This window comes from Drouetiella sp. (assembly GCF_059504425.1).
In genome coordinates, this window is record NZ_JCACIN010000046.1 from 198,848 (window position 1) to 223,333 (window position 24,486).

The following is a 24,486-nucleotide window of genomic DNA, read 5'->3' on the forward strand; positions in this document are numbered from 1 at the left end:
TCTTTGTGATTTGAAAGGGGTACGCAGCACCTCTTTCAAATCACAAACTTCAGCCCGGTTTTCTTCCGTCTATGCTAGATTGGGCGTACCTTCGTTACCGCTAATCCTCTTCTGCTCAATCCTCATCTGGATCAAACTATGGTCATTACAAAGCGTGGACTTGTTTTAGGTGCAACTGCCGTCGCTGTCGCCGCAGTGACTGTTACCGGAGCGGGGTTGCACCTGTCTCAAGGTCAAGCCTTCTTTCAGGGAAACCCGAAAGAGTTGATTGATGAGGTTTGGCAGCTGATCGATCGCACCTATGTTGATCCCACCTTTAATCAGACTGATTGGCGAGCCGTGCGGCAGGAATATTTAGGCAGATCCTACAGCACGCCTAAGGAAGGCTATGATGCGATTCGGGAAATGCTGAAGAAGCTTGACGATCCCTACACGCGCTTCATGGATCCTGAGCAATTCCGCGATATGCAGATTGATACCTCAGGAGAATTGACTGGAGTAGGTATTCAGCTTTCTCAGGATGAGGAGACCAAAGAGCTGATTGTGGTATCGCCCATTGAGGATACGCCTGCCTTCCGAGCCGGAATCATGGCACGAGATGTCATCACCAAAATTGATGGTAAAAGCACGCAGGGTATGGATAGCAACGATGCTGTGAGTCTGATTCGGGGCGAAGTGGGTACTCAAGTAAAGCTCACTATCCGACGTGGCACTCAGGAAATTGACTACACCCTGGATCGGGCGCGCATTGAGATTCACCCTGTGAAATACTCCGTGCAGGATAGTTCTGGCAGCAAGATCGGCTACATTCGCCTGACTCAATTCAGCGCTAATGCCCCAGACGAAATGCGATCGGCAATTAAAGATTTAGAGTCAAAAGGGGTTGTGGGCTACACTCTTGACCTGCGCTCCAATCCAGGTGGCTTGCTTTACTCCGGTATTGACATTGCGCGGATGTGGATTAACGAGGGTGGCATTGTTTCGACCGTCGATCGCCAGGGAGTTTCAGAAAAAGAGAGCGCTAACGGCACTGCACTAACTACCAAGCCCTTAGTGGTGTTGGTAGATGGCGGCTCGGCAAGCGCCAGCGAGATTTTGTCGGGAGCGCTGCAAGACGACAAGCGCGGCACGTTGGTGGGAAGCCAAACCTTCGGTAAAGGATTGGTGCAATCGGTGCGGGGTCTGGGAGACGGCTCTGGTCTGGCAGTGACGGTGGCAAAGTATCTCACCCCCAGCGGTCGGGATATCAACCGTTCTGGTATTAGACCTGACGTGGTAATTGACCTAACGGATGACCAGCGCAAAGACTTGTTTGGCGCAAACAATCGCCTAGGTACAGCTGACGATATTCAGTATGCCAAGGCGCTAGAGGTGCTGAATCAAGAAATTGCTGAAGCGCGATCGGGTTCCCAGGCAAACACAAGACCCTAATGAGTTGCCCTGCCCGAATTACGAGGTCTGCATACCCAAAGATTGGGGGGATGCTCTAGGTGTGTTGTTGATTTATTTTGAAAGGGTAAAAATATTGCCATCAATGGGGCGTTTGTAAACACTCCTCGTGGTAGGGCTTGCTCTTTAAGTGATCTCTGGGGTTGCTGAAAGTCCCATCTGCCTAGCGGTGGGGTCGTTTACGTTATGATTGGCGATGTCGAACGTTGGTGGACATACCTGATGGATCTTGATGTTGTGCGCAACCGCCGTTCTGCTAAGCGAAATGGCGATCGCCGTCTCCGCTCGGCGACGAACTTCTTCAAGTTTTCTCCTGTGGCTCTGCAAATGCAGCTTTTGCCGCGCTGGGTATTTCTATCGCTGGCGGGCAATGGGCTATTGGCAGTAGCGCTGTTACTGTCACTGGGGCGATCGTCTTTACCGCAATCATCCCCACAACCGTCTCCGATCGCTTTGAGCACCTCTCAGTCTGTAGAATCTGCTCCATCTCCAGCTTTGGGCGAACGTCATCAGTTGACTTACCAACAGTGGGTTGATCAATTGCGGCAGGAGGCAAAAATCGTGGCGACTCAGAAACCCGCTCGATTGACGGTCTTGGCGGGAGATTCCATCAGTCTTTGGTTTCCGCAAGACCTGCTGCCGACGGAGCGATCGTGGCTGAATCAAGGCATTTCGGGTGAAACTTCTGCTGGACTGTTGAAACGCCTCAGTCTATTTGATCAGACCGCGCCAGAAACAATTTTTCTGATGATCGGCATTAATGACTTGATTAGAGGCGTTGACGATAAAACGCTGCTGGATAATCAGGAAAAGATTGTCCGGGACATGAAAAATAATCACTCAAAGTCGCAAATTGTCGTTCAGTCTATCTTGCCCCACGGGGGCGATCGCGTGAAGTGGGAAGGGCGCGATCGCCTCTTGGCAATTCCGGCAAGCCGTATCCAAGCGCTTAACCGAGAGCTAGAGGCGATCGCCCGACAGGAAGGCGTATACTACCTGGACTTGGAATCTCTGTTTGCTGATGCCCAAGGCAATCTTAAGCCCAACCTGACGACAGACGGCTTGCACCTCAGTTCCGAAGGCTACCAAATTTGGAGCATTGCTCTCCAGGTTTATAGCCGCGAAGTGCTAGAACCCGATCGCAAAAAAGCTCAGGGTTGAGGGGCGATCGGAGAAGCTCTTGATGGGCTACACCGATGAAGAGGTTGTGTCGATGGATTTCCGAACGGATGCGCGATCGAGTATTTTCGACGCACTGGCTGGAATTGAGCTAAACTCCAACTTCTTCAAGGCGATCGCCAGCTTGCTTAGGACGTTTAGGGTGGGGCGAAGCGCCCCACCCTAAACGTCCCCGTCCTAACCGCCTTGGCGGTTGCTATAGCCCTACATAATTGAGTTAGGACGAGTTATTTTTTGAGAGCCGCGCTCCGCGCGGCTCTCAAAAAATAACTCATTGGATCTAAGCGCGTAGCGCTATATATGACAATGAGTGGGGCTATGCCTGCCGCGTGATTGCCCTGCTGTTGGCAATGGCTGGAATGTTATTGCGTTGCAAACTTTGGGCGGTGCTGTGCCCAGGGTCTTGCTGCCTCTATTTGAGCTGCTAGGGCAATTAGGGTCGCCTCATCGGCCGGACGACCGACGATTTGAATCCCCAGCGGCAGACCTTCAGGGGTAAAGGTGCCTGTGGGCAGAGCGATCGCGGGCTGTCCTGTGGTGTTAGCCAACGGACAGGGGGCAACCCAGCGGACGACCTTTGCTAGGATCTCTGCTGGGTCAAGGTTTGCCCATTCCCCGACGCGAATTTGTGGATGCAGATAGGTCGGCACAAGCAGCACGTCATAGCGATCGAAAAATGCCACAATTTGACGGCTAATTCTTTGCAATGTCCAGACTGCCTTTTGATAGTCGCCGTTAGAGCCTCCCTGTTCGTAGAGCCAGCGATTGAGCGGCTGCATGGCTTCAGGCGGCAGTCCACAGGCGCTAATGCCCGTTCTCCAGAGTAGCTTGAAGGGTTCAACCATGTTGGCAGTGCCCTCTGGGAATCCAGGCTCTACCTGGTGTCCCAGGCTTTCCAAGAGCTGAGCAGTGTCTAAAACAGCTTGAGCGCAAAGTGAATCCGCTTCTCCAACCGGAGCGATCGCCGTGCTGTAGGCAATTCGGAGCGGCTTCATGCCCTGAGCCGCCGTTAAAGCAACCTGCACAAAAGTCGGCTCAGGATCGGGCAGCCAGTAAGGATCGCCCGTGATGTAGCCCGACATCACATCGAGCAATGCAGCGGCATCTGCCACCGTGTGCGCCAGCGTGCCAAAGGCTCCTAGCCCACTCAGGGCATCGCCGATCGGAGCATAGGAGACTCGCCCCCTAGCGGGCTTGATGCCCACCAATCCACAGCAAAAAGCTGGCCCTCGGATCGAGCCACCGCCATCTGAGCCTTGGGCGATCGCTGAAAAACCTGCTGCCACTGAAGCTGCCGCGCCGCCGCTCGATCCACCTGGCGTGTAGTCTAAATTCCAGGGGTTGCGGGCGGGTGGAAAGGCTTCCACCTCGGTGTAGGGCAAAGAACCCATCTCAGAAGTTGCCGATTTGCCCAAGATCACGAAACCTGCGCCTTTAATCCGAGTCACCATGCCATCGTCGTAGCTAGATTTGTGATCCAGCATTGCCTTGTTGCCGTAGGTGCAGCGAACCCCTGCCACTGCATTTAAGTCTTTGATGGAAATAGGCACTCCCCAGAAGGGTGGTAGATCTGGTGGGGCGGCTTCAGTCTTAGCTCTGGCATCTGCTAACGCCTCGTCAGCAATGACCGTATAAAAGCTTCCCAACTGCGGATCAAGCTGCTGAATCCGATCGAGATAAAGCTGTGTCAATTCCAATGGAGAAATTTCTTTGCTGCGAATCAGCCGCGCCTGTTCCAACGCGGGTGCAAATGCCAGATCTAGCGAGTTCATGCAGGTGTCCTTAAGCGATCGCAGGTTTATATCTAGAATCTCAAAATCTAAAATTCCATAGACTCTAACAGCAAATCGCAGGTTAACTCACTTCTCATCCGCCAGATGATGGATTGGCTGGACGGGGCGGCATTCCAGGCGGTATTCCGGGCTGGGGCATACGCGCTGTTCCTTCTACGGGTCGCCGTTGCGGGAAGGCACACTCTACAGTAATTTTGACATTACAGGCAACGGTGCCTTTGGCGATGTAGGGCATTCCGGTTTCGCCGCCGACATTGACACCAAACTCCAGCGTCACCTTTTGCACATCTGCCAGTGCCGCATCCTTGAAGGCATTGAGCGTGTACTTGGTGTAAACCTTGATGGTGTTTTGAATTTGCTCAAAGCTACGCGCCATTTGCATCACGCTACCGCTAGACTCCCAGCCTTTGCCACCCCCTCGCTGCACTTCTTCTGGCTCCTCGATCGCCACTGGCACCTCTATATCATCTTCAGCCTCTATATAAATGATGGTATCTTCGTCAATCTGAACCGCTTGAAGTTTTGGCATAGAACGAGTTGCACCTTTGGCGATATCTTGCTTTACGAGAATACGTCAGGAGAGGGAGCGATCGCACAGGTATCTATCCCCCCACAGGCAGCACTATTACTCACAGGCAGCATTGTAACGTTCTAAAATTTGTAAAGTTCCAAAACAAGACTCCACACCGCCTCATTTTTTCTGTAGCATAAAATACATAATCAAGTTTATATTGTTGATTTGCAAATAGTTTGACTGCAAAGTTATAGGTTTTCTCCCTTGCAGCCCAAACGTTATAAGCAAGATTTGCATACCAGGATAAACTCTTCACTTCATAGGAGATTATGAAACTACAACTTGACACTCGTACGGCACATATTCCCGCATCTGTTTGGGAAAACCTCAGTCCTTGCTCCGATGTTGTTCCTAGCAAAATAGAGTCTTCTACTTGGGTTAAGCTACTTCATCCGCCCACAGCTTTTAGCTTTGATGAAGCTTGGCTGCTTTGCCAAGTCTCTGAAAGTCAATGGCTAGGTTGGATTCCCGATTATGGTGAGATGCTGTTAAATCTAGATGAGTTTGCTATGCCCGTTTAAACCGCTTCAGCTCAGATCTTAAAAACTTGTGGGAAATAGTAATTAGAATTGCTGAAGTACTTTTGTCTTGAAGATTTAAAGATGATTGAAAAGAGTTGCCGATCTTTATCAAGATTAACGTTCTCGTCCCCTTTGAGTAGAGCTTGAGCTGCATCATATCCTATGGCAGTACGCCAGTTAGCTGCTGTTAGATCCCTAAGCCTCTTACTATGGCAACCGCCAAGGCGGTTAGAACGGAAACATTTTTGGTGGGGCGCTTAGCGCCCCACCAAAAATGTCTTAAGAATCGTGGATTAAATAACCTGTACAACCGGGCTGCTGTAGGGGCTTAGCCCTATAGTTGGCGATCCCATGAGCCGCTCCATCATGGGCAAATCTGATAGCAGGCTAGAGAGCATGAAACTTTTTCGCTACAGCCGCTTTCAAGAAAATGGTGTGGTTAAGTCACCGCTAAGCTATTCGCAAACTCGTGAATTAAAATAGCCTATAAATTAAGACCCAAGGAAGATATTCCTTGGGTCTTAATTTATGGTCATTGGCGAGACATAAATTTGTTTAAAAGGACTCCTCTGCGCCCCTCTTGAACAGGTTTATACCTAGAACCAACAGCGCCGGATCGCTTTGCCTCTGACGGATGTACGGACTAATGCAGCCTACGGATTAGCTGTTTGCAAGAGCTGCTTTAGCTTCTCCAACTCCTGCGCCCAGCGTGGATCAGGTTGAATAGACTCAGGATCTTCGGTCACTACAGCCTTGCGACCAGCTACAGCTTTGCCGCTATTGCCGGTGCTGCCACCCTTAGCACGGCGATTGATGGTGGGAGCAGGAGCAGAGCTACTAGGCTCCATTTCGTCTTCCTTACCCTTTGTCCGAGGTTGTGCCCGCTCAATTTTCAGCTCGGTTTCTTTAAACATGGAGCCGTTGAACTTCTCGATCAACTGATCGGCTTCCTCTTCAGTCTTCACCGTGACAAAGCCAAATCCGCGACATTTTCCTGTTTTGCGATCGGTTATTACTTTTGTAGATGCCGAGTCGCCAAACTCGCTAAACACAGCTTCCAACTCTTGCCGCTCGAATTCCTTAGGCAAGTTGCCCACATAAAGACGAATAGACATGAAAAAAATCCCTCCAGAGGCTTCAGTAACAAACGATTTGAAACGTGTCTATATGACGCTGCTTTTTGATAAATCTAAATATAGAGCTGGGTGTATGAAAGAATTTGCCAACTAACGCGTAACCCTTCGACCCATTCTGAGAATACAGCTTGATGAGTACCTTCATCGATGCTAAACGACACCTGCTTTTCAAAGATCTACACTTAGGAGGGAAAAAACTGCCCAAATAACTTGTGAACCGCGCTTTTTCAATCTCAAAATGTGAGAACTATAGGTTTGGCTGGAGTTTGACCGCATCAATATGTCTACGCCACCCACTAAGGTATCACGGTGTTGAGCCATGAGCCAATTCAAAACAAAGATTTCATTGTGGACATAAGCGATCGCCACTGCCCTTCACAAAACCAGCCTTTCCGTCGCTTCGACCCCAAACCAGAAACTTTTGTTGCCAGTTTGTTGCCAGCAAACTGTCCGCTCAGACTCCTTCATTGAAAAACAGACGCTATAAGGATATGTCCGAAAGACCTGTCGATAGCGCAACCTAGCTTCGATAGCCCTTGCAACAAAAACCAGCCTCTAAATCGGGCTGGCTGAACTCGCTGTGTTGGGAGGAGATAACCCGATACCACTGAAACATTCGGATGACGGCAAATCAAAAGAAATTTCTAAGCTTTACCTTGACTGAATGAACTTGGCTTCGTATTAAGAAATATAACATTACTTCTGGATATGCCGCAATATTTCTTCACAAGCCCTCTACGGGGGCAGCTCTTTTATGTTTCAGAGGAAGACTCATAGGACTTACGCATTTTTATTGTGTGTAGTGGGCGCAGCCCACTACACACAATAAAAATGCACTACAGCTAGAGGGCTTGCGTAAGTCCTAACTCAATTATTTTTGATTATTCGCTCCATTTCCCGTTTATCTTGCTTACGCTTCAGGTCCTCCCGCTTGTCGTGTAGCTTTTTGCCTCGTACCAGAGCTAGTGTTAGCTTGACCCAGCCGCGTTTCAGGTACATTTTCAGCGGCACAAGCGTTAAGCCCTGCTGCTCTACTTGACCAATCAATTTGCGGATTTCCTGTTGGTGCAGTAGCAGCTTACGAGTGCGGCGCGGGTCGTGGTTATAAGCCTGAATAGTGCTTTGGTGAGGTGAAATATGGATATTATGCAGCCATGCCTCGCCGTTGCGGATTAGCGCAAAGCCATCCCGCAGATTGGCTTTGCCTTGCCGGATAGATTTTACCTCTGTGCCCCTTAACTCAACCCCCACTTCGTAGGTTTCTAAGATTTCATATTGAAATCGGGCTTGGCGGTTATCGGCAACTATTTTGTAACCGTCGTCATTTTCGCTCATGAGAAATTGCAGATGAATTAAGATAAATCAATTGAAGGCTGGGGCTGCGGGGCATTGGGCGATCGCCGACTAGACCCTGACGCTCGATCCTGTCGCTACTCAACGACGATGCGCCATTCATGAAGCTGGTAGTCTACACAACCATTTTGAATCAGCGGATCACGAGCAACGATCGCCCTAGCCTCTTCCAGATTTGCAGCCTTGAAGAGGAGCATTCCGCCGCCAAATTCTGCCCAGTAGCCTGATTTTGCCTCATGCCCTTGGGCAATCAAGTCTCTCACATAGTCTCTGTGAGCTGGAACAAATTGGTCAAAGGTCGTCCTATCTACGATACCTTTCTCAATCTTGACAAACCAATGCACAGACTGACCTCCTTTGATGGGAAATTCTAGGATATCCGACAGGACTGCAATTCTTAGTGGCTGTGCTATTATCCTTACGCATTAAATTCACCAGTATTAAATTCACCAGTGGCATCTCAAGCGGTGGCACCATGAGCAAGCCGGGAATGAGCGAGGTTAAAGTATGGGTTTGAGAAGGCTGGGCCTGTTAACTGTGCTGAGCTACAGCATGATAGAAATCGGTAGATTGGGGATTGGTTTATTGGGAGGGGCGATCGCTTCTCCGATCTATCAATCCAATGTAGATAGGCAGTCCAGTGCAGATGGACAGTTTGATGCAGATAGACAAGTTGCCCAAAACTCTGATATAGGCTGCCGTCAAACCAATGCCATAACCGGAGTTTACGAACAGCCAAATCTAGACAGCGCTTCGCGGGGCATCTTGCCCTTGGCACAGACCGTGCGGATAGAAGTCTTGGGAACCGGAACAGGCTGGGCACGCATTAACCAACCTGTAGTGGGGTGGATACAGGCTAGATATCTGACGCCCGATGCATCCTGTGGCGATCTGGGGGTGGCTACTCCTCAAAATCCCGTACTTTCCAACACGGCAACCTCTGGATCGGCTCAAGCCCCCAATCGCTCCTTTGGTCAACCGGGTTCCTCTAGTCAGCCGCGCCAGCGCCAGCCGCGCCAACAGGAAGCTAGTTCCTTCCCCAGCCCAGATCTGTCCAGTCTTCGTTCTAACCGTGCTGGTAACGGCAGATCTACACCCGAAATTCGATCGCCTAATGCTGCTCAAGCCCCTGATACTCAAGTGACGACTTTAACCTGCGACGTGTTGCCTACTGAAGAGCTGATGGTAAGGCGTGAGCCAATTGTGGCGGCTGATACCTTTATTACAACCATCCCTATCGGAACCTACCAATTCCAATTTACGCGCACCACCCGCACCGTCGAAACTCCTCAAGGAATTCAGCGCTGGGTCTACATTACGGCTCCGGTAGAAGGCTGGATTTCGTTAGGCTATGTGGGTAAAGACTTTAATTTAGGAGGACGAGAGTGTGGTTAATGCTAATCGTGAGGGCATGAAGAGCGAAAGTGGGGAGGTTCTAGCACCGCCGATCGCTGCTCAGCATCCTTATGTGCATTCGTTGCATGGTGACGAGCGAGTTGATCCCTATTTTTGGATGCGCGATCGCGAAAATCCAGAGGTGATTGCCTACCTAGAAGCCGAAAATGCCTACACCGAAGCCATGATGGAGCAGACGCGATCGCTACAGCAGTCGCTCTATGACGAAATCTTGGGCAGAATTCAGGAAACTGATTTGTCGGTGCCCTATCGTAAGGGAAATTATTACTACTACAGCCGCACTGAAGAAGGCAAAAATTACTCGATTTTTTGCCGTAAGCTGGGCAGTCTGGAAGCACCTGAAGAAATAGTGCTGGATCAAAATCAGCTTGCAGAAGGGAAAGAATATTTTTCTCTAGGGGTCTTGCGGGTTAGCCCCGACCATCAGTTGCTGGCATATTCAGTCGATGCAACAGGTGCAGAGGTTTACACCCTGCAATTTCTCGATCTCAATACGCGCCAGCTCTATCCTGAGAGCATTCTCGATACAGGCTCTTCGTTTGCTTGGGGCAACGATAGTCAGACGGTGTTTTATACCACCATGGATGAAGCCCATCGACCCTTCAAGCTGTTTCGGCATACCCTGGGAGGGGCGATCGACTCAGATGTGCTGATTCATCACGAGACGGATGACTCGTTCTATCTGGGTGTGGGTAAAACCCGCAGCGAAGCCTATGTGCTGATGAGTATGGGCAGCAAAATCACTTCAGAAATTCACTACCTAGACGGCAATAATCCAACGGGCGAGTTTCAGGTGATTCGTCCGCGCACCACGGGCATTGAATATGACGTAGAGCATCACACAGACGCTTTTTATATCACCACCAACGAAGCTGCCATCAACTTTAAGCTGATGAAGGCTCCCGTGGGTGCAGTGAGTGACTGGCAGGAGGTGCTGCCCCATCGAGAAGATGTGCTGCTAGAAGGGGTAAGCGCTTTTGTCGATCATCTAATTATTTACGAGCGTCAGGGTGGCTTGCCCAAGATTCGGATTCGTCAGCTCTCGACAGCAGAAGAACACTATATTTCCTTCCCTGAACCCACCTATGAGGTTGGGGAATCCACGAACCCAGACTTCAACACCGATACACTGCGCTACGGCTACACGTCTCTGGTCACACCCAGCTCTGCGTTTGACTACAACTTGAACACGCGAGAGCAAACCCTGCTGAAGCAAACGGCTGTCTTAGGCGGCTATGACCCCGCACAGTATGTCAGCGAACGGCTAGAGGCGATCGCCCCTGACGGCACTTCCGTACCTCTCTCGCTGGTTTATAAGAAAGGGGTAGTTCTCAATGGCGCTAATCCGGTTTATCTAACGGGCTATGGCTCCTACGGCTATAGCTATCCTGACTCATTTTCATCGACGCGGCTGAGCTTGCTGAATCGCGGCGTGGTGATCGCGATCGCCCATATTCGCGGCGGCTCCGAGATGGGGCGCAAATGGTATGAAGACGGCAAGTTTCTGCATAAAAAGAATACCTTTACCGACTTCATTGCTTGTGCAGAATACTTAATTCAGGAAAACTGGACATCGCCTCGGCATCTGGCAATTTCGGGCGGGAGTGCCGGAGGACTGCTGATGGGGGCAGTGCTGAATATGCGGCCTGACTTGTTTGAAATGGCGATCGCAGATGTGCCCTTTGTCGATGTTGTCACCACGATTCTCGATACCTCGCTGCCGCTGTCGGCGATGGAGTGGGAGGAGTGGGGCAACCCTAACGACAAAGCCTACTACGACTACATGAAGTCTTACTCGCCCTACGACAATGTAGAGGCTAAAGACTACCCGGCGCTGCTGATCACGGCAGGTTTGAATGATCCTCGCGTTTCGTACTGGGAACCCGCCAAATGGACTGCCAAACTGCGTGACTTGAAAACAGATAGCAATATTCTCTTGCTCAAAACCAATATGGGAGCCGGACATGGCGGTGCCTCTGGGCGCTACGAGCAGATTAAAGAGATCGCCTTCGAGTTCGCCTTCCTGCTCGATCGGTGGGGCTTAGGTGAGAAATAGTCTGTATTTTTCGCAAGAGAGCCGTTTTGGAGTAGTTTACTGCCCCAAAATAGCTCTTGGATGAGGAGCTACATCAGGGTCGCTAGATTAGGTGAAGATATGATAGAATGCTTGACTGCATTGTTATTTTTATAGGGACAAGCTACTGTTATGGCTCTGTTGCAACAGCGTAAGCAGGAAATCATCACGGATTATCAGGTTCACGAAACTGATACCGGATCATCAGATGTTCAGGTTGCCATGCTAACCGAACGTATTAATAAACTCAGCTCCCACCTGAAGGGAAACAAGAAGGATCACGCTTCTCGCCGGGGACTGCTAAAAATGATTGGTCAGCGCAAGCGATTGCTGGCTTACATCATGCGTCAAGACAAGGATCGCTACAGAGCGCTGATTACTCGTCTAGGTATTCGCGGTTAAATTTTTGTCGCTGGTTTCTAGTTCAGGTCATATTGCCAGGTAGTTGTATGTCCTCTCGCCCAGAATTAGACGCTTCAAAGGGCAACGGTGAAAAAGGTGAACCGGATGCTAATGCGGCTCAGCGCCAGCTGCTGCCGTTTGAACCTAAGAGTCGCAAGCCTGTAGACAATTCAAAGATCACCCCTCAGGCGAAGGCGGGCAAAGCTAAAGGCGGTAAACCCGCCGCTAAGCCTGCTGCCGTTGGTAAGCCTATTTCCGGGAGATCTGGTGAAACTAGCCGGAGCGCGATCGCCTCAGGCATTCCCGATGAGGTAAGTCGCCGCATGGTGTGGCGGATGGCGCTTCTCTGCGGCATTCCATCTGCACTGGGGATGCTGACCTTTGTGGGCAGCTATCTTTTGGTCATTAACGATGTCGATTTGCCAACTTATGCGGTCTTGCTAGTTAGCCTCGGCTGGTTTGGCTTAGGCGTGCTGGGGCTAAGCTATGGCGTACTTTCGGCTTCGTGGGACGAAGAGGTTGTGGGTAGCCTGGTGGGTTGGGACGAGTTTACAACCAACTGGGGTCGAATGCGGGCAAACTGGCGAAACAATGCTGAACTGGCTAAGGCGGCAAAAGCGGAGGCAGACATTGAAGCCCGGAGAGCTGCGAAAAAAGCTAAGTTGGGCAAATAATTTTCTGCATTGGGTCTGCCCCGACTTTAGGCAATCTGAATCAGGCTGGGGTACTCTGCCAAAAGCTCGTCGTGGGTTAGGCTATCGGCTGAGTCTTGAGGACTCCAGAGCAGTTCAAAGACGGATAGATATTCTGGCGGCAGAGCAGAAATTTGGCGAAGTGAGTTTTGCAGCTCCTCGATCGTATGCATAGGGCGCACTAGAGGATTGTCGTTTTCGGTGCCAATGAGTAAGGTGACTACGATGTAAGCCGCAGGTTCATCTCCCGCGCGTAGCGTTTGTCTGCGGGTTTGTCCGCCAACTTTGGCTAAGGTTTCAGCGCTGAATTTGCTACGCTCCTCGATCGAAACCTGCTCAAATTGAGATTCGGCTTCCTCACGGCTTTTGAAGGTTTGAGATTTCGCGAAAACATGTGTCCAGTTTTCGGGCGATCGCAGTAATGCCAGCACAGATTCTCGCAGGAGTTCAGTTCTTCCTTCGGGCGTGTCAGTCTCCAAATTGAGGGTTAGCTCGGTTAGGTCAGCCTGAAGTTGTCGGGCTTGTGCCAAGAGTGCGACCTGAAGTTGGGTAACAGTGACGGTATCGTTTTGCAGGTCTCTATTTGTCCCTGGGACGGCTTCAGGTTGACCTGCTTGATTTGCAGGACGTCGCACCAGGAAGTACCACAGGATGACTCCAAAAGTGGCTAGACCTCCCGCTAACAGTATAAAGGTCAGGAAATTTAGAGGGCTGCTGTAGCCATATCCCCCCACAGGATAGGAACGGTAGGGATAAGGATCAACATAGACCCGCGGATTGTCGGATCGGTAGGGCGTAGTGGAGCGACTGGGGGCTGGAGGAGACGATCGCCGAAATGATCCGCCTCGGCTCCGCCCCCCTGAGCTTTTTGCCTCAACGCGATCGCCCTTCAGATGAACCGAGAATTCAGCCTGCTCGCTAATGCTCAGGTTACTAACGCTCAGGCTACTAACGCTCAGGCTATTGACTAATGTGAACGCAAGCAATGGAGTAAGCAGGTGCAATCTAGAACGGTGCGACATGGAAGGCAACCTCGGTGAGCGATCGGGAAGGGTATTCTCGATTCAGTTTGCCCATTTGCCGCTGTAGAATCTCAGAGCGATCGCCTTTTCCTAGCCGCTAGACTTGTGCTACTGATACAGCGCTGACCCCGGCATTGCGATCGAACAAAACTTTAGGTCGCAGCAAAATTCTAAACAGCAGCCAGAGAGACTGCAACTCGCCCGGAGTATAGCGATTTTTCCACTGTCCAGGGCGACAAAACAGCATTTCTACTAGCTGACGCTGCTGCGATAGCCCTACCGACTCAAACACCAGCCGTACGGTCGGAAATTCTCCGTCAAATCCAGTTTGGGTTGCTTCAGCAGAGAGCAGCAGCCCATTTTCCAGAATTTCTAGAGTCACAGGCATAGTCTCCTGGAAAGCTGGCGTAGAAATTGGGGCACGGCTTTCTGGATTCACATGGCTTTCTGGATTCACATGGCTTTCTGAGTCCAGAAGCGGAACGAGAGCCGGAAAACCTGCCTGAGTTAGCGCTACTTCCGCCCCAATTTCGGAAATCATCGTCGTCACACCACAAAAAGTCAGCTCTCTGCCGTCTTGTGCCACCCTCAACCTCACAGTACGCCGCAAATCAAACCACTCATAGGGGCTAGGGCGGGGCACATCCAATAGAATCAGTAGAGCAATGCCGATCATAATCAGGTTATAGCTGCTCCAGATCCAGCCCAAGCCAACGCCTTTCACCTGCTGAGCCACTTCTGGCGGCACGGTGCTGACCCAGACTCCCTTAATCATGCAGATGCCAAAATTGACCCACAGGCTAATTGCCGTGGCAACGAACAGCAGCAGCAAGGGCCATGCTAGGTTCCAATTAAAAGAGAAGCGATCGCTCTGGGTGCCTTTGGGCGTGACCTTGAAGCCTCGTGCAAATGGATTCAGCATCGCCTGAACCACCGTTACCGCCAGCGGAAAGCACAGCACTAGCGAGTAAATATCTGAAAGCAGGGCAGAACGCGATCGATAGTTGAGCCAGGAAAAGACCGACACCTGCACTAAATAATAGGGCAGAAAGAAATACAGCAGCTCGGCGGCGGTTGCCCGGAGCGGAATCACGCCCAAGAACGAGTATGCCAGCGGCATAAACACAAAGCCAACCCGCGAAATGCTGGTAAACCAGTGCAGCAGACCCTCTAAGTGGGCAAGCCGCTGAAGCGGATTTAGCCCCTGAATTGTCAGTGGATTAGCTTTGATGAAGAAGGCTTGCAGGGTGCCGCGTGCCCAGCGCAATCGCTGGAGGGCGTGAGCTGAGATATTTTCGGCAGCTAGTCCAGCACTCAGCTTTTCATCTAGGTAGATCAGCCGATAGCCTTGGGCAGACAGCCGAATGCCTGTGAAATAGTCTTCGCTGAGGGAATCGGTGACAAATCCACCTGCTGCCTCTAGAGCCGATCGCCGCACCACAAAAGAAGTGCCTGAACAGATAACGCTACCTGCCCCATCGCGAATCGGCTGGATTTGCCGATAAAACACCTCTTCTTCAGGAGTGAGAACATTCTCTAAGCCCAAGTTACGGGCGATCGGGTCTGAGTTGTAAAAGCTCTGGGGAGTCTGCACCAAAGCCACCTGAAGATCCTGGAAAAAGCCGACCGTACGCGTCAAAAAATTAGTGGTAGGCACAAAGTCTGCATCGAACACCACCAGCAGATCTCCCTGAGTTTGGGCGATCGCATGATTCAAATTCCCGGCTTTGGCGTATTGGTTATCCGGACGAGTCATGTAGACGCAGCCCATGTCTCGTGCCAGTGTCTCCACTTCTGGGCGGCGAGTGTCATCCAGCAGATACACCGTTTTTGCCGGATACTCGATCGCCTGACAGCCAATTACCGTCCGACGTAGGATAAAGACTGGCTCGTTGTAGGTCGGCACAAAGATATCTACGGTGGGCGTAAACCGACCTTCGGCAACATCCATTGCCAGCCAGTCGGCTTCCCGGCGGCGATCGCGCACCCGCAACATCAGAAAAAGCTGGATTGTGCTGCTAGTCAGCATTAGCAGCTCTAGAACAAATAGCCCCATGCTGAACACACCGTTCATGGGTGTACTGACATTGAGCGTAGAGAGCGATCGCCACAGCAGATAGCGAATGGTGAGCGCCAGCAAAATCCCCACCACCACAAATCGAGACCAGGGTCGCGGCTGAGGCGACAGACGCATTACCAATAGAACAATCAAAAATAGCGCCACTGTGGGAAACACCAGATATCCCCCGGCAACGATGGGCACCTCTAGCCACAAAGGAGGACGCTCTTGAATCTGATTAATCTGGAAAAAGATTTTGCTGATGGTTCCTTGTCCGGCAAACCAGGCTGAGACGATCGCCCCAGACAGCAGCACTACGGCTACCATCACCAATGTGCCAATCTGGGGACGAGAGAACTGATTGTTCCCAGGTTTTTTCCGTGCGCCTTGACCGTCCAACGGCGAAATAGTCGTCATGGAAATACCTCAACAAGATGGCAGAGATGAGCAACAGGGAGGAATGACTGCGATCGGCGGTGATCAGGCTTCTAGTTTTTCAGGACACCGTTTTTCAGGACACCTAAGATCCAAAACCATAACTGTAACCCCTTAAACCTATTCCCTACGCAACTTGCATGGGAATCTTCAAACTGTTTGGGAGCCTAAAAGCTTCGTAACTTAGAGCAAACACACCCCTGCAAGACGAAATTCCGATCGCTAAGTTCCCCAAGACTGACTCAATTTCAAAAAAATTAACGCTGACTTTATGATCTGTTGCAAACCCCCTGTCTCTTGGCGCAGCGGGTATGCTGAGAGAAGCAATGCCACATTTCAATTTTTGAATGCTTGATATTTCTGCTCTATCGGAGTTCTCTCGATCGCACTGCATCGCCATTTGCGCTGTTTTGGTGCCCATCAACCTGCTGACAACGCTGCAAACGATGCTGTGGGTTTGGTTTCGTCGTCCCACGACTCAGATTCAGGGAATGGCGGCGATCGCCAGCTTTTTTGCGCTGATTTTAATCCTGCATGTCATCACCTGGCTAGCGATCGGCGTGGTTATGGCTCCCACCTATATCTTGAGTTTCTTGGGTGGGCTTTGTATCGCCATTAATTTGAGCTGTGTGGTGATTAGCGCTAGAAGAGATCAGCAGGCTAGAAGACATCACCAGACCATGCGAGTCAGCGGGTAGAATTGGCATGGAATTGGCAAATTGGCTTGGCACAGATCAATTCGATTGGGTTGCGGGTGGGTTGGCAGTCTCCCTCTTGGTTGCCAGCTTTGGGCTAATTTTTGTGATGATCACGGCTCGAAAAACTCGTCAGTAGCGCGATCGCGATCTGTGCCTTCAGGACTACAGCAATTTTCAATTGCATAACCCCTACTTACACCAAGCGCAAAGCGCCGTAAGTCATGATCGCAGATGTATCTGAAACTCTTGCTCTAGGCTAGGGGTCTCAATCTTTTCGGCAGATAGCATCTGCAACCCATCCATTTTTTTCTGAAGTGCCAGCATCCGTTCCTGCAATCTGGCTTGAATGGCTTCTGACCCAGCCGCGACGCAATCTCGACAGGCTTCGCCCCAGACAACGCCGCGCTTGTCGTAGATAACAGCTAGTAGAAGCTGATTATGGCTGTTCTTTATCGGATAGGATCGGCGATCGCAAATAGCGCAAAAGACCGGAGCCTCGCCGACATAAATGCTGTGTTCCCAGACAATTTTCATAGAATTCTTTTCAGAGACCCTACGCTTAACCTTTGCCGTACTCTAGCCTGACTTTTTGCTAAGTTAAGGTTTTTCTAGAACAATTTTTAGAAAAGTTGATTTTAACCTTCCATGCTCTTGATCACCTATGCAGACTTTGCCTCGAAGCGCTATACTCTCCAGGGTGAAAGCGCTGATACACTTGTTTGAATAAAATAATTGTTTGAATAAAATAATTGTTTGAATAAAATAATTGTTTGAATAAAATAATTGTTTGAATAAAATAAAAAACCCTTCAACTGGGTCGAAGGGCAGAATAGTTAAACGCTACTTGCTTTTAAGTGTGCGAAAAACGATCGCCTATTTCCCTGGAAATGTGCCGATTTTTGCAGTGTCCCCATTATTTTTGAGCCTGTTCAATTTAAAACCTGTTCGATTCGAGATATTTTCATGGTTAAACTTCCTAATTTTACCCAGGACACCCTTTGGGAAATTCTCAAAGACGAGATGGATGATGCTGCCGTCAATCAGCTTGTATGGCAGTGCTTGGGCTACCGCTACGACGAGCATACCCGTCAGTGGAGCAGTGACAGCGTTGCACCTGAGTGGCGATCAGAGTATCCAGAACCGCCTGACTTTATTGACAGTCGTCCGGCTGTGGTCAAGCTCACGCGCTCTATCCCTCCAGAGAACAAACAGCTCTTGAAGGAGAAGCTGGGCTTTGAAGGATATAAGATCCATGAACTCACGCCTCGCAAAACCCGCCGCGCCACAATGGTCAACTGGTTGCTAAGCTACTGCCAAACTTTGCCGTCCCGCTGATAATGTTCAAGAGAGGATAATGTTCAAGAAGCATCAGCTGATTTTCAAAGAATTAGCAGGTTTTGCCCTATAGATAGTAGGCTTAAACGTATGCTTTTTGAAGTTGCTTAGGTTTAGGGTTGCTCAGATTAAATTAAGGGTCTTGGGGAGTGGAAGTTAGAGCCAGCCATTTAGAGGGCGTTGTTTTGCAGATTGGAGAAGCCGTGTTGGCAACAGCGGAGACTGTGGATCAACTCGCTGGAGAGGTTAGCGCACTATCTTCTCAGATTCAGCAGCAAGGCTACCAAATTTTTGCCCTTAGCAATGCAGTGCAAACTCTGGCAGAAAATCAAGACACCACTCTAGAACGTTTGAGGCAGCTTACAGAAACTCTGCAAAGTTTAGTGGTGGCGATCGAAACCACGGACGGATAAAAGGGCGAATCAGACAGAAGCGTCGGCGAAAACCAAGGATTAGCGATTTGATGGCAGTGGTTGAAGAACTTAGGCAAAATTGGCGATCGCAGCTTCAAATCGGCTGCCCAAATTTGTCGTCTGCTGAACAGGAGAGCATTGTAAATTGGCTGCTGGGCGAAAATCCTGAGCGGCTAGAGGATCTGCCATTAGCACAGATAGGGGTGGCTAGGCAGGCAATGGATTACCGCTATCGAATTTTGCAGCAGCGATATCTGGGCGTACCGCCTGAGCGCGCCTATCGCCAGTTACTTCAGCGTCTTAGCAGCCTATTCCTGATTCGCAGCAAGATTAAAACCTGGGTGGCGCTGTCCCGCGATCGTCGTCGTACGGTTGTGGATGTTTTGCAGGAGGTGATTCAGGAACTCATGCAGAGCGACAATTACATGCGTCAACAGATTGCCTGGATTGGGCAATGTGCCGCCGATCCGCGACTGCGAAACGCCCTGATGCTGGCCAGCATTGAGGAGTATTGTCTGCGCCCGATCCGTAATCAGCCGCTGCTGGTCTATCGCTTTGTCAACTATTTACGGCGCTCTCAGCGAGGCGGCATGACTCAGGTGCCCACGGGTGATTTGATTCGCTTAGTTTCTGAGGAAATTATGCCCGATGCTGCCGACAATCCCGTGAGCTTGTTGGATGGTCAGGCGATCGCCCAGTATCAAGACACTCAGGCAACTGAAGAGCAGCAGATGCTCCGCGACAAGGTAATCCAGGAATTTGCAGTATATCTGCGAGAGCAAGTTGAGCCTGTGGCTGCGGACTGGCTGAGGCTGCATCTGCAAGGGCAATCTCAGGAGGCAATTGCTCAGGCGCTCAATTTGCCGATTAAGCAGGTCTATCGGCTACGCGAAAAAATTAACTATCATGCGATTCGAGTCTTCGGGTTCAAGCATCAGCCGGACTTGGTGGGAGCATGGCTGGGCACATCGCTGACGGAGCACAGCATGGGATTAACACCTGAGCAGTGGCAAAAGTTTTGTGGTAGCCTCACGCCGTTTCAGCAGCAGATTATTGATCGCCTCAAAGCAGGGCAGCGATTGGAGGCGATCGCTAAGGATCTGAATCTAAAGCTCAATCAGGTGACGGGAGAATGGGGTAAGCTCTATCTGGCTGCACAGGAGCTACGAGGCAGTTTCTAGGGACAGCGGCGTTGCTGAATGCAAGTATAAATGCCTTCACCTCCCCTAATTCTGGGGAACTTTGAAGGGTTTGGAAGTCCTGCCACAAAATGGGGGGGTAGCGCCTGCGGCAAACCTATTCCTTCGCGCCGAATTTTCAGAAAATTTGACGCGATTTAGTCCGAAGTCCAGTTGGTATAGCGCTACGCGCTTAGATCCAATGAGTTATTTTTGAGAGCCGCGCTCCGCGCGGCTCTCAAAAATAACTCGTCCTAACTCAATGACGTAATGCCATTTAGCTTTCGCCAGGTTGCTTTATTTGAGCGCTTTTTTAAGCATAATTTATATTGATTTGTGATTAATTTATACAAAGGTTTGTTCATTGAGAGGATAATGTTGGGAACTCTGACCTTAACATCAGCTCAAACTGCCTTTATTTCACCGGGATAATTTTAGCTATCTATGGCGTCTCCCTTGGACGACCGCTCCTATTTTCGTCTCTCTGACCCCGTGCAGCGGCGCATTCTGTCCCAATTTCAGGGAGATTGGGTCGATCGCCTCAATGGCGAACAAATGTTTATGCTAATTGATGGCATACTGCCTTTTGAAGCCTGCCTGTACTACCAGGTGCTGCCTCTATTTCTGGAGGGTAACCGCCTAAATTTAGGCATGGTTAGCCCTGAAGATATCCCGGCTTGCGAGTACGTCCGCCGCATTATTTCCTATCTCAATTACTCGCTGGTGCCACGCCAGATCTCATCAGAAGCTGTGCAGGTCGTGCTGACGGCCTACTTAAATCATATTGGCGAGAGGCAATCGCTTGAGAGCAAGCGCCAGATTTTTAGCTACGGTCATCATCGCTATTCTGACGGAGCGGCTAGTCACGAAACCACTCAGAACGATCGCCAGACTCTGATTGTAGACAGCCCAGAAGATCTAAATCTACCTCCGACTGCGACAAACCCGGTGCCACCGAGCGCGCCGCCTCAAGTACCGCCTCAGCTACCTGACCTTGAAATCACTCTATCAGACGCATCTTTACCAGATGCGTCTTTACCAGATGCGTCTTTACCAGATGCGTCTCCGCCAGAAACGACCTTACCCGCAACGTTAGAGCCGATTCAGGAAAAGCCGATCGCAACAGTAGAAGCCGCTTCATTGATAAAAGCGCTGCCGCCGCTGGAAATTCAGGCTGATTACCTATCTGCTCCGGTCGAGACATTGGCAAACTTGTCACCTAGGGCAATGCTGCGAGAGCTGCTAGGTCGAGTGTTAGTGGGCGGTATTGGACGACTTTATTTTGAATCTCATATGTACTATGGGCGGGTCATGTGGAGTCAAAATGGAGTGCTGCAATCTGTTTTAGAAAAACTGCCGCTGATGGTCTTTCGAGGCTTAATAGACGAACTTAAGCAAATGGCAGGGCTGTCTTCACAGACTATAGAGCAGGCTAAACAGGTAGAAATTGAATATTTGTACGATCGCAACCGAGTCTTGTTACGGTTTAGGTTTATGAGCGGTGCCCATGGCGAGGAAGCCACCCTACAGGTTTTGCGCGGTGCGGCGTTGAAGTTTTATCAGCAGCAGCAGGTCACGAAGCTAGAGCGCGATGCAATGGGCATTGCTAGGCAGCTTCAAAACAAGTTGAAGGAAATCCGCGATCGCGCTCACTCGGAGCCTGGAATAACCGGAGCCAGATTTGAGGTTTTACCTGCGCTAAGTCAAATTTTGAGAACTTTAGAAGATGATTTAGATGACTTAGGTGTGAATAATCTAGATACAAATAATTTAGATGTGAGTGATTCAGATATGAATCGGCAGGGTGAATAAATAGCAATATTACCACAAGCTCAATCTCAGTTTGTCGGCGGCTAAAGCAACTCATAAGCAACATAATTTAACATTACCTTATTGCAAATCTATCTCATTAACTATGCTAGGATTGCTTCCAGGTTGCTAATGAGATAAATTCTCAATTATAAGTTTGTGCCGACGATAGCCCCTGCCTTGTTGAAGTGCTTTCAGAATAGCTAAGCTCTTTAGCTGTTCTGGCATTTTGCGAGGAGAAGAGTTAAGCGCTTCCAGTTCTATAGCTGAAAGCCTGATTTTGTCGCGACTAATCCTGTTTGCCCACAGCAAACTGAGCAAAAGCTAATCTCATTAAGGAGAAATGCAAATATGCAGACCTATGACAATACCGACGTGAAATATGATTGGTGGGCAGGAAATGCCCGCTTCGCCAACCTGTCTGGATTATTTATTTCAGCCCATGTGGCTCAGGCAGCTCTAATTACGTTTTGGGCAGGGGCTTTCACCCTGTTTGAAATTTCCCGATTTAATCTTGCTCAACCCATGGGGGAACAGGGGCTAATTCTTTTGCCTCATCTGGCAACTCTTGGCTGGGGGGTAGGAGATGGCGGTCAGATTGTCGATACGTATCCCTACTTTGTCGTGGGTGCAATTCACTTGATTTCATCGGCTGTGCTGGGAGCGGGTGCGTTATTCCACGCATTCCGGGCACCCGAAAATCTCAAAACCGCAACGGGTCAAGCCAAAAAGTTTCACTTTGACTGGGATAATTCCAAGCAATTGGGGTTGATTCTGGGGCATCACCTGCTGTTTTTGGGGGCAGGTACGCTGTTGCTGGCGGCTAAAGCCATGTATTGGGGAGGGCTTTATGATTCAACAACGCAGACGGTTCGCGTTATCACATCACCCACACTGAATCCAGCCGTAAATCACGGCTATCAGACTCACTTTGCGAACATTAGCAGTCTGGAAGATCTGGTCGGCGGACATATTTTTGTTGGGGTGATGCTAATAGCTGGTGGCATCTGGCATATTTTAGTGCCTCCATTGAATTGGGCGAAAAAGGTTCTGATCTTTTCGGGTGAAGCGATCTTGTCCTATTCTCTGGGTGGAATTGCCCTAGCGGGGTTTGTAGCGGCTTACTTCTGCGCAGTGAACACGCTAGCCTATCCACCGGAATTTTATGGGGCACCTCTAGAAGTCAAGTTGGGTGTCGTGCCTTACTTTGCAGATACGGTAGGTTTACCCTCAGGTGCCCACACGTCTCGCTGCTGGCTTGCTAACGCTCATTTCTTTTTAGCGTTCTTCTTTTTGCAAGGTCATCTCTGGCACGCACTACGGGCGATCGGCTTTGATTTTAGACGAGTCGAACGTGCCCTTAACTCTGTAGAGGTTTAGTTCTTTTCCTGACGCTATGGGGAGTTCCATAGATTGTCTGGAACTCTCCTCTCTTCATTCACCATTCGATTCTATTTGTTCACAAATAGAAAACGATCGAGAAATTTATCTAGGGGGAAATATGGCAAAGATCGGTTTATTTTACGGTACTCAAACTGGAAACACTCAAACCGCCGCAGAGATAATCCAAAAAGAATTGGGCGGATCTAGCGCTGTAGATTTACATGACGTATCGACTGTCGATACGACTGATTTTGAGGGTTACGAGTTTATCATTATCGGTTGTCCTACCTGGAATATTGGCGAACTGCAAAGTGACTGGGAAGGCTTCTATGATGAGCTAGAAGCGATCGCCTTCACGGGTAAAAAAGTGGCGTATTTTGGTGTGGGCGATCAGGTGGGCTACGCTGACAACTTTCAGGACGCAATGGGAATTTTGGAAGAGAAGATTTTATCTCTGGGAGGTACAACAGTAGGCTGCTGGTCTACGGACGGCTATGACTTCAATGAGTCGAAAGCGGTTAGGGATGGGAAGTTTGTGGGACTGGCGATCGATGAAGATAACCAGTCAGAACTGACGGACAGCCGAATCAAGTCTTGGGTAACACAACTCAAGCGAGAGTTTGGTCTGTAGAAAATTGCACATGAAGTGAGCCTTAAATGTCTAAATTGCCAGAAGTTCTGCCGGATGTTGTTTGGTTGAGCGTTAGTCCAGCTTTGCGCCAGTTCGATCGCCCTTTGCTAAGCAGACTATCGCAGTCTCATAGCGTGGCGCGATGGGAGTACTCTCAGACGTTAGATGAACCCAACTCATTTGACGCTGCCTTGGTTTTACTCCATGACTATTTGAAGCATCAACCTCGCCCGATTCACCTCATTGGGCATAGCACGAGCGGGCTGCTGGGCTTGCTTTATGCCCGCCAGCATCCAGAGCGGGTCAAATCACTAACGCTGTTGTCAGTCGGGGTGTATCCGGCAGTAGACTGGCAGGCTCACTACTACGCTCAAGCGCAATTTCTGAGTTGCAGTCGTCTCGTGTTGCTCACCCAAATGGTTTACAACCTGTTGGGTCGCCAATCGCGATCGATCACTCAAGCTTGGGTCAAAGTTCTAGATCGAGACTTATTGACATCACTCTCGCCCCATACGCTTTTCCAGCGAGTGAGTATCCCGCCCGGTGACGTTCCTGTCCCTCTGATGGTTTGTGGAGGGGCAGACGACATTGTTATTGACCCTAATTTGTTTCAAGGATGGCGGGATTGGGTTAAAGAGGGCGATCGCCTTTGGCTCTGCCCTAAAGGTGAATACTTCTTCCACTGCAACCAGTCGGCGCTGACGGGCGATCAGATCTCTAAATTTTGGTCATCATTACAGACTCCAACTCATCCTGCCTCTCGTACATCGTTCTCTCCATTCTAGTCATTTGGTTATGAATGAACCCTTACATTTTTTGTGTTCAGCTTGCCTCTATATTCTGTTGATGATGTTTCTCGTGGCGGTTTGTTTCGCGGTACAGGAGGGCATCATCCGATTGCGACGGCTCCATCAAATTCCCTGTAGCCGCTGTG

General features: G+C 50.0%; 24 protein-coding genes and 1 pseudogene. 17 read left to right on the top strand and 8 right to left on the bottom strand.

Annotation, left to right across the window (positions count from 1 at the left end; all coding sequences use genetic code 11):
* The first annotated feature begins 138 nt into the window (after positions 1-138).
* The 3 genes and pseudogenes from ctpC to AC5JMP_RS11625 all read left to right on the top strand — a co-directional run.
* Positions 139-1,431 (top strand): carboxyl-terminal processing protease CtpC, encoded by a 1,293-nt coding sequence (ctpC, locus tag AC5JMP_RS11615; RefSeq protein ID WP_495851622.1) that lies wholly within the window; start codon positions 139-141, stop codon positions 1,429-1,431.
* A 240-nt stretch (positions 1,432-1,671) separates the two neighbouring features.
* Positions 1,672-2,610, top strand: coding sequence for an SGNH/GDSL hydrolase family protein (locus tag AC5JMP_RS11620; RefSeq protein ID WP_495851623.1), 939 nt, complete (start codon positions 1,672-1,674; stop codon positions 2,608-2,610).
* 13 nt (positions 2,611-2,623) lie between these two features.
* A pseudogene (locus AC5JMP_RS11625) lies at positions 2,624-2,749 on the top strand (type I glyceraldehyde-3-phosphate dehydrogenase); the annotation flags it as partial.
* Positions 2,750-2,990: 241 nt separating this feature from the next.
* Here the strand turns inward: AC5JMP_RS11625 and AC5JMP_RS11630 are convergent.
* Positions 2,991-4,400 carry an amidase gene (locus AC5JMP_RS11630; protein WP_495851624.1) on the bottom strand — a complete coding sequence of 470 codons (1,410 nt, stop codon included), beginning with the start codon at positions 4,398-4,400 and terminating at the stop codon, positions 2,991-2,993.
* A gap of 94 nt (positions 4,401-4,494) precedes the next feature.
* Positions 4,495-4,950 (bottom strand): CU044_2847 family protein, encoded by a 456-nt coding sequence (locus AC5JMP_RS11635; RefSeq protein WP_495851625.1) that lies wholly within the window; start codon positions 4,948-4,950, stop codon positions 4,495-4,497.
* A 314-nt stretch (positions 4,951-5,264) separates the two neighbouring features.
* On the opposite strand from AC5JMP_RS11635, the gene AC5JMP_RS11640 reads away from it, so the two are divergent.
* Positions 5,265-5,516 (top strand): hypothetical protein, encoded by a 252-nt coding sequence (locus AC5JMP_RS11640; RefSeq protein WP_495851626.1) that lies wholly within the window; start codon positions 5,265-5,267, stop codon positions 5,514-5,516.
* Between the two features lie 653 nt (positions 5,517-6,169).
* On the opposite strand, the gene AC5JMP_RS11645 is transcribed toward AC5JMP_RS11640, so the two are convergent.
* The 3 genes from AC5JMP_RS11645 to AC5JMP_RS11655 all read right to left on the bottom strand — a co-directional run bounded on the left by AC5JMP_RS11645 (position 6,170) and on the right by AC5JMP_RS11655 (position 8,349).
* Positions 6,170-6,631, bottom strand: a complete 462-nt coding sequence (locus AC5JMP_RS11645; RefSeq protein WP_495851627.1) for an RNA recognition motif domain-containing protein — start codon at positions 6,629-6,631, stop codon at positions 6,170-6,172.
* Between the two features lie 888 nt (positions 6,632-7,519).
* The gene (gene smpB / locus AC5JMP_RS11650) at positions 7,520-7,987 is read right to left on the bottom strand and encodes an SsrA-binding protein SmpB (RefSeq protein WP_495851628.1); all 468 of its coding nucleotides are present in this window, start codon (positions 7,985-7,987) and stop codon (positions 7,520-7,522) included.
* Positions 7,988-8,082: 95 nt separating this feature from the next.
* Positions 8,083-8,349 (bottom strand): YciI family protein, encoded by a 267-nt coding sequence (locus AC5JMP_RS11655; protein ID WP_495851629.1) that lies wholly within the window; start codon positions 8,347-8,349, stop codon positions 8,083-8,085.
* Between the two features lie 208 nt (positions 8,350-8,557).
* Between AC5JMP_RS11655 and AC5JMP_RS11660 the strand changes: the two genes are divergently transcribed.
* The 4 genes from AC5JMP_RS11660 (at position 8,558) to AC5JMP_RS11675 (ending at position 12,571) form a co-directional block, all read left to right on the top strand.
* Entirely contained in the window at positions 8,558-9,400 is an 843-nt protein-coding gene (locus AC5JMP_RS11660; RefSeq protein WP_495851630.1) for an SH3 domain-containing protein, read from the top strand.
* 16 nt (positions 9,401-9,416) lie between these two features.
* Positions 9,417-11,477: a S9 family peptidase gene (locus tag AC5JMP_RS11665; protein WP_495851729.1), complete on the top strand. Its 2,061-nt coding sequence runs from the start codon at positions 9,417-9,419 to the stop codon at positions 11,475-11,477.
* Between the two features lie 150 nt (positions 11,478-11,627).
* Positions 11,628-11,897, top strand: coding sequence for a 30S ribosomal protein S15 (gene rpsO, locus AC5JMP_RS11670; protein ID WP_495851631.1), 270 nt, complete (start codon positions 11,628-11,630; stop codon positions 11,895-11,897).
* Positions 11,898-11,944: 47 nt separating this feature from the next.
* Positions 11,945-12,571 (top strand): PAM68 family protein, encoded by a 627-nt coding sequence (locus AC5JMP_RS11675; RefSeq protein WP_495851632.1) that lies wholly within the window; start codon positions 11,945-11,947, stop codon positions 12,569-12,571.
* 26 nt (positions 12,572-12,597) lie between these two features.
* Here AC5JMP_RS11675 and AC5JMP_RS11680 read toward each other — a convergent pair whose 3' ends face one another.
* Together AC5JMP_RS11680 and AC5JMP_RS11685 are read right to left on the bottom strand one after the other, a co-directional pair.
* On the bottom strand, positions 12,598-13,611 hold the full coding sequence (locus AC5JMP_RS11680) for a DUF1517 domain-containing protein (RefSeq protein WP_495851633.1): 1,014 nt from the start codon (positions 13,609-13,611) through the stop codon (positions 12,598-12,600).
* 97 nt (positions 13,612-13,708) lie between these two features.
* The gene (locus AC5JMP_RS11685; RefSeq protein ID WP_495851634.1) at positions 13,709-16,087 is read right to left on the bottom strand and encodes a glycosyltransferase family 2 protein; all 2,379 of its coding nucleotides are present in this window, start codon (positions 16,085-16,087) and stop codon (positions 13,709-13,711) included.
* Positions 16,088-16,452: 365 nt separating this feature from the next.
* On the opposite strand from AC5JMP_RS11685, the gene AC5JMP_RS11690 reads away from it, so the two are divergent.
* Entirely contained in the window at positions 16,453-16,803 is a 351-nt protein-coding gene (locus AC5JMP_RS11690; RefSeq protein ID WP_495851635.1) for a hypothetical protein, read from the top strand.
* 7 nt (positions 16,804-16,810) lie between these two features.
* Positions 16,811-16,939: a hypothetical protein gene (locus AC5JMP_RS11695; RefSeq protein WP_495851636.1), complete on the top strand. Its 129-nt coding sequence runs from the start codon at positions 16,811-16,813 to the stop codon at positions 16,937-16,939.
* 83 nt (positions 16,940-17,022) lie between these two features.
* On the opposite strand, the gene AC5JMP_RS11700 is transcribed toward AC5JMP_RS11695, so the two are convergent.
* A complete protein-coding gene (locus AC5JMP_RS11700) occupies positions 17,023-17,337 on the bottom strand; it encodes a hypothetical protein (protein WP_495851637.1) in 315 nt (104 codons plus the stop codon).
* Positions 17,338-17,766: 429 nt separating this feature from the next.
* On the opposite strand from AC5JMP_RS11700, the gene AC5JMP_RS11705 reads away from it, so the two are divergent.
* The 7 genes from AC5JMP_RS11705 (at position 17,767) to AC5JMP_RS11735 (ending at position 24,337) form a co-directional block, all read left to right on the top strand.
* Positions 17,767-18,138 (top strand): DUF1823 family protein, encoded by a 372-nt coding sequence (locus AC5JMP_RS11705; RefSeq protein WP_495851638.1) that lies wholly within the window; start codon positions 17,767-17,769, stop codon positions 18,136-18,138.
* A gap of 149 nt (positions 18,139-18,287) precedes the next feature.
* Complete coding sequence (locus AC5JMP_RS11710) at positions 18,288-18,551, top strand: hypothetical protein (protein WP_495851639.1); 264 nt, start codon at positions 18,288-18,290, stop codon at positions 18,549-18,551.
* Between the two features lie 50 nt (positions 18,552-18,601).
* Positions 18,602-19,732: a HetZ-related protein 2 gene (locus tag AC5JMP_RS11715; RefSeq protein WP_495851640.1), complete on the top strand. Its 1,131-nt coding sequence runs from the start codon at positions 18,602-18,604 to the stop codon at positions 19,730-19,732.
* A gap of 441 nt (positions 19,733-20,173) precedes the next feature.
* Complete coding sequence (locus AC5JMP_RS11720; protein WP_495851641.1) at positions 20,174-21,541, top strand: GspE/PulE/PilB domain-containing protein; 1,368 nt, start codon at positions 20,174-20,176, stop codon at positions 21,539-21,541.
* 348 nt (positions 21,542-21,889) lie between these two features.
* Positions 21,890-22,918 (top strand): chlorophyll a/b binding light-harvesting protein, encoded by a 1,029-nt coding sequence (locus AC5JMP_RS11725; protein ID WP_495851642.1) that lies wholly within the window; start codon positions 21,890-21,892, stop codon positions 22,916-22,918.
* Positions 22,919-23,039: 121 nt separating this feature from the next.
* Positions 23,040-23,552 carry a flavodoxin FldA gene (fldA, locus tag AC5JMP_RS11730; RefSeq protein ID WP_495851643.1) on the top strand — a complete coding sequence of 171 codons (513 nt, stop codon included), beginning with the start codon at positions 23,040-23,042 and terminating at the stop codon, positions 23,550-23,552.
* A 26-nt stretch (positions 23,553-23,578) separates the two neighbouring features.
* Entirely contained in the window at positions 23,579-24,337 is a 759-nt protein-coding gene (locus AC5JMP_RS11735; protein WP_495851644.1) for an alpha/beta fold hydrolase, read from the top strand.
* Positions 24,338-24,486 lie beyond the last annotated feature (149 nt).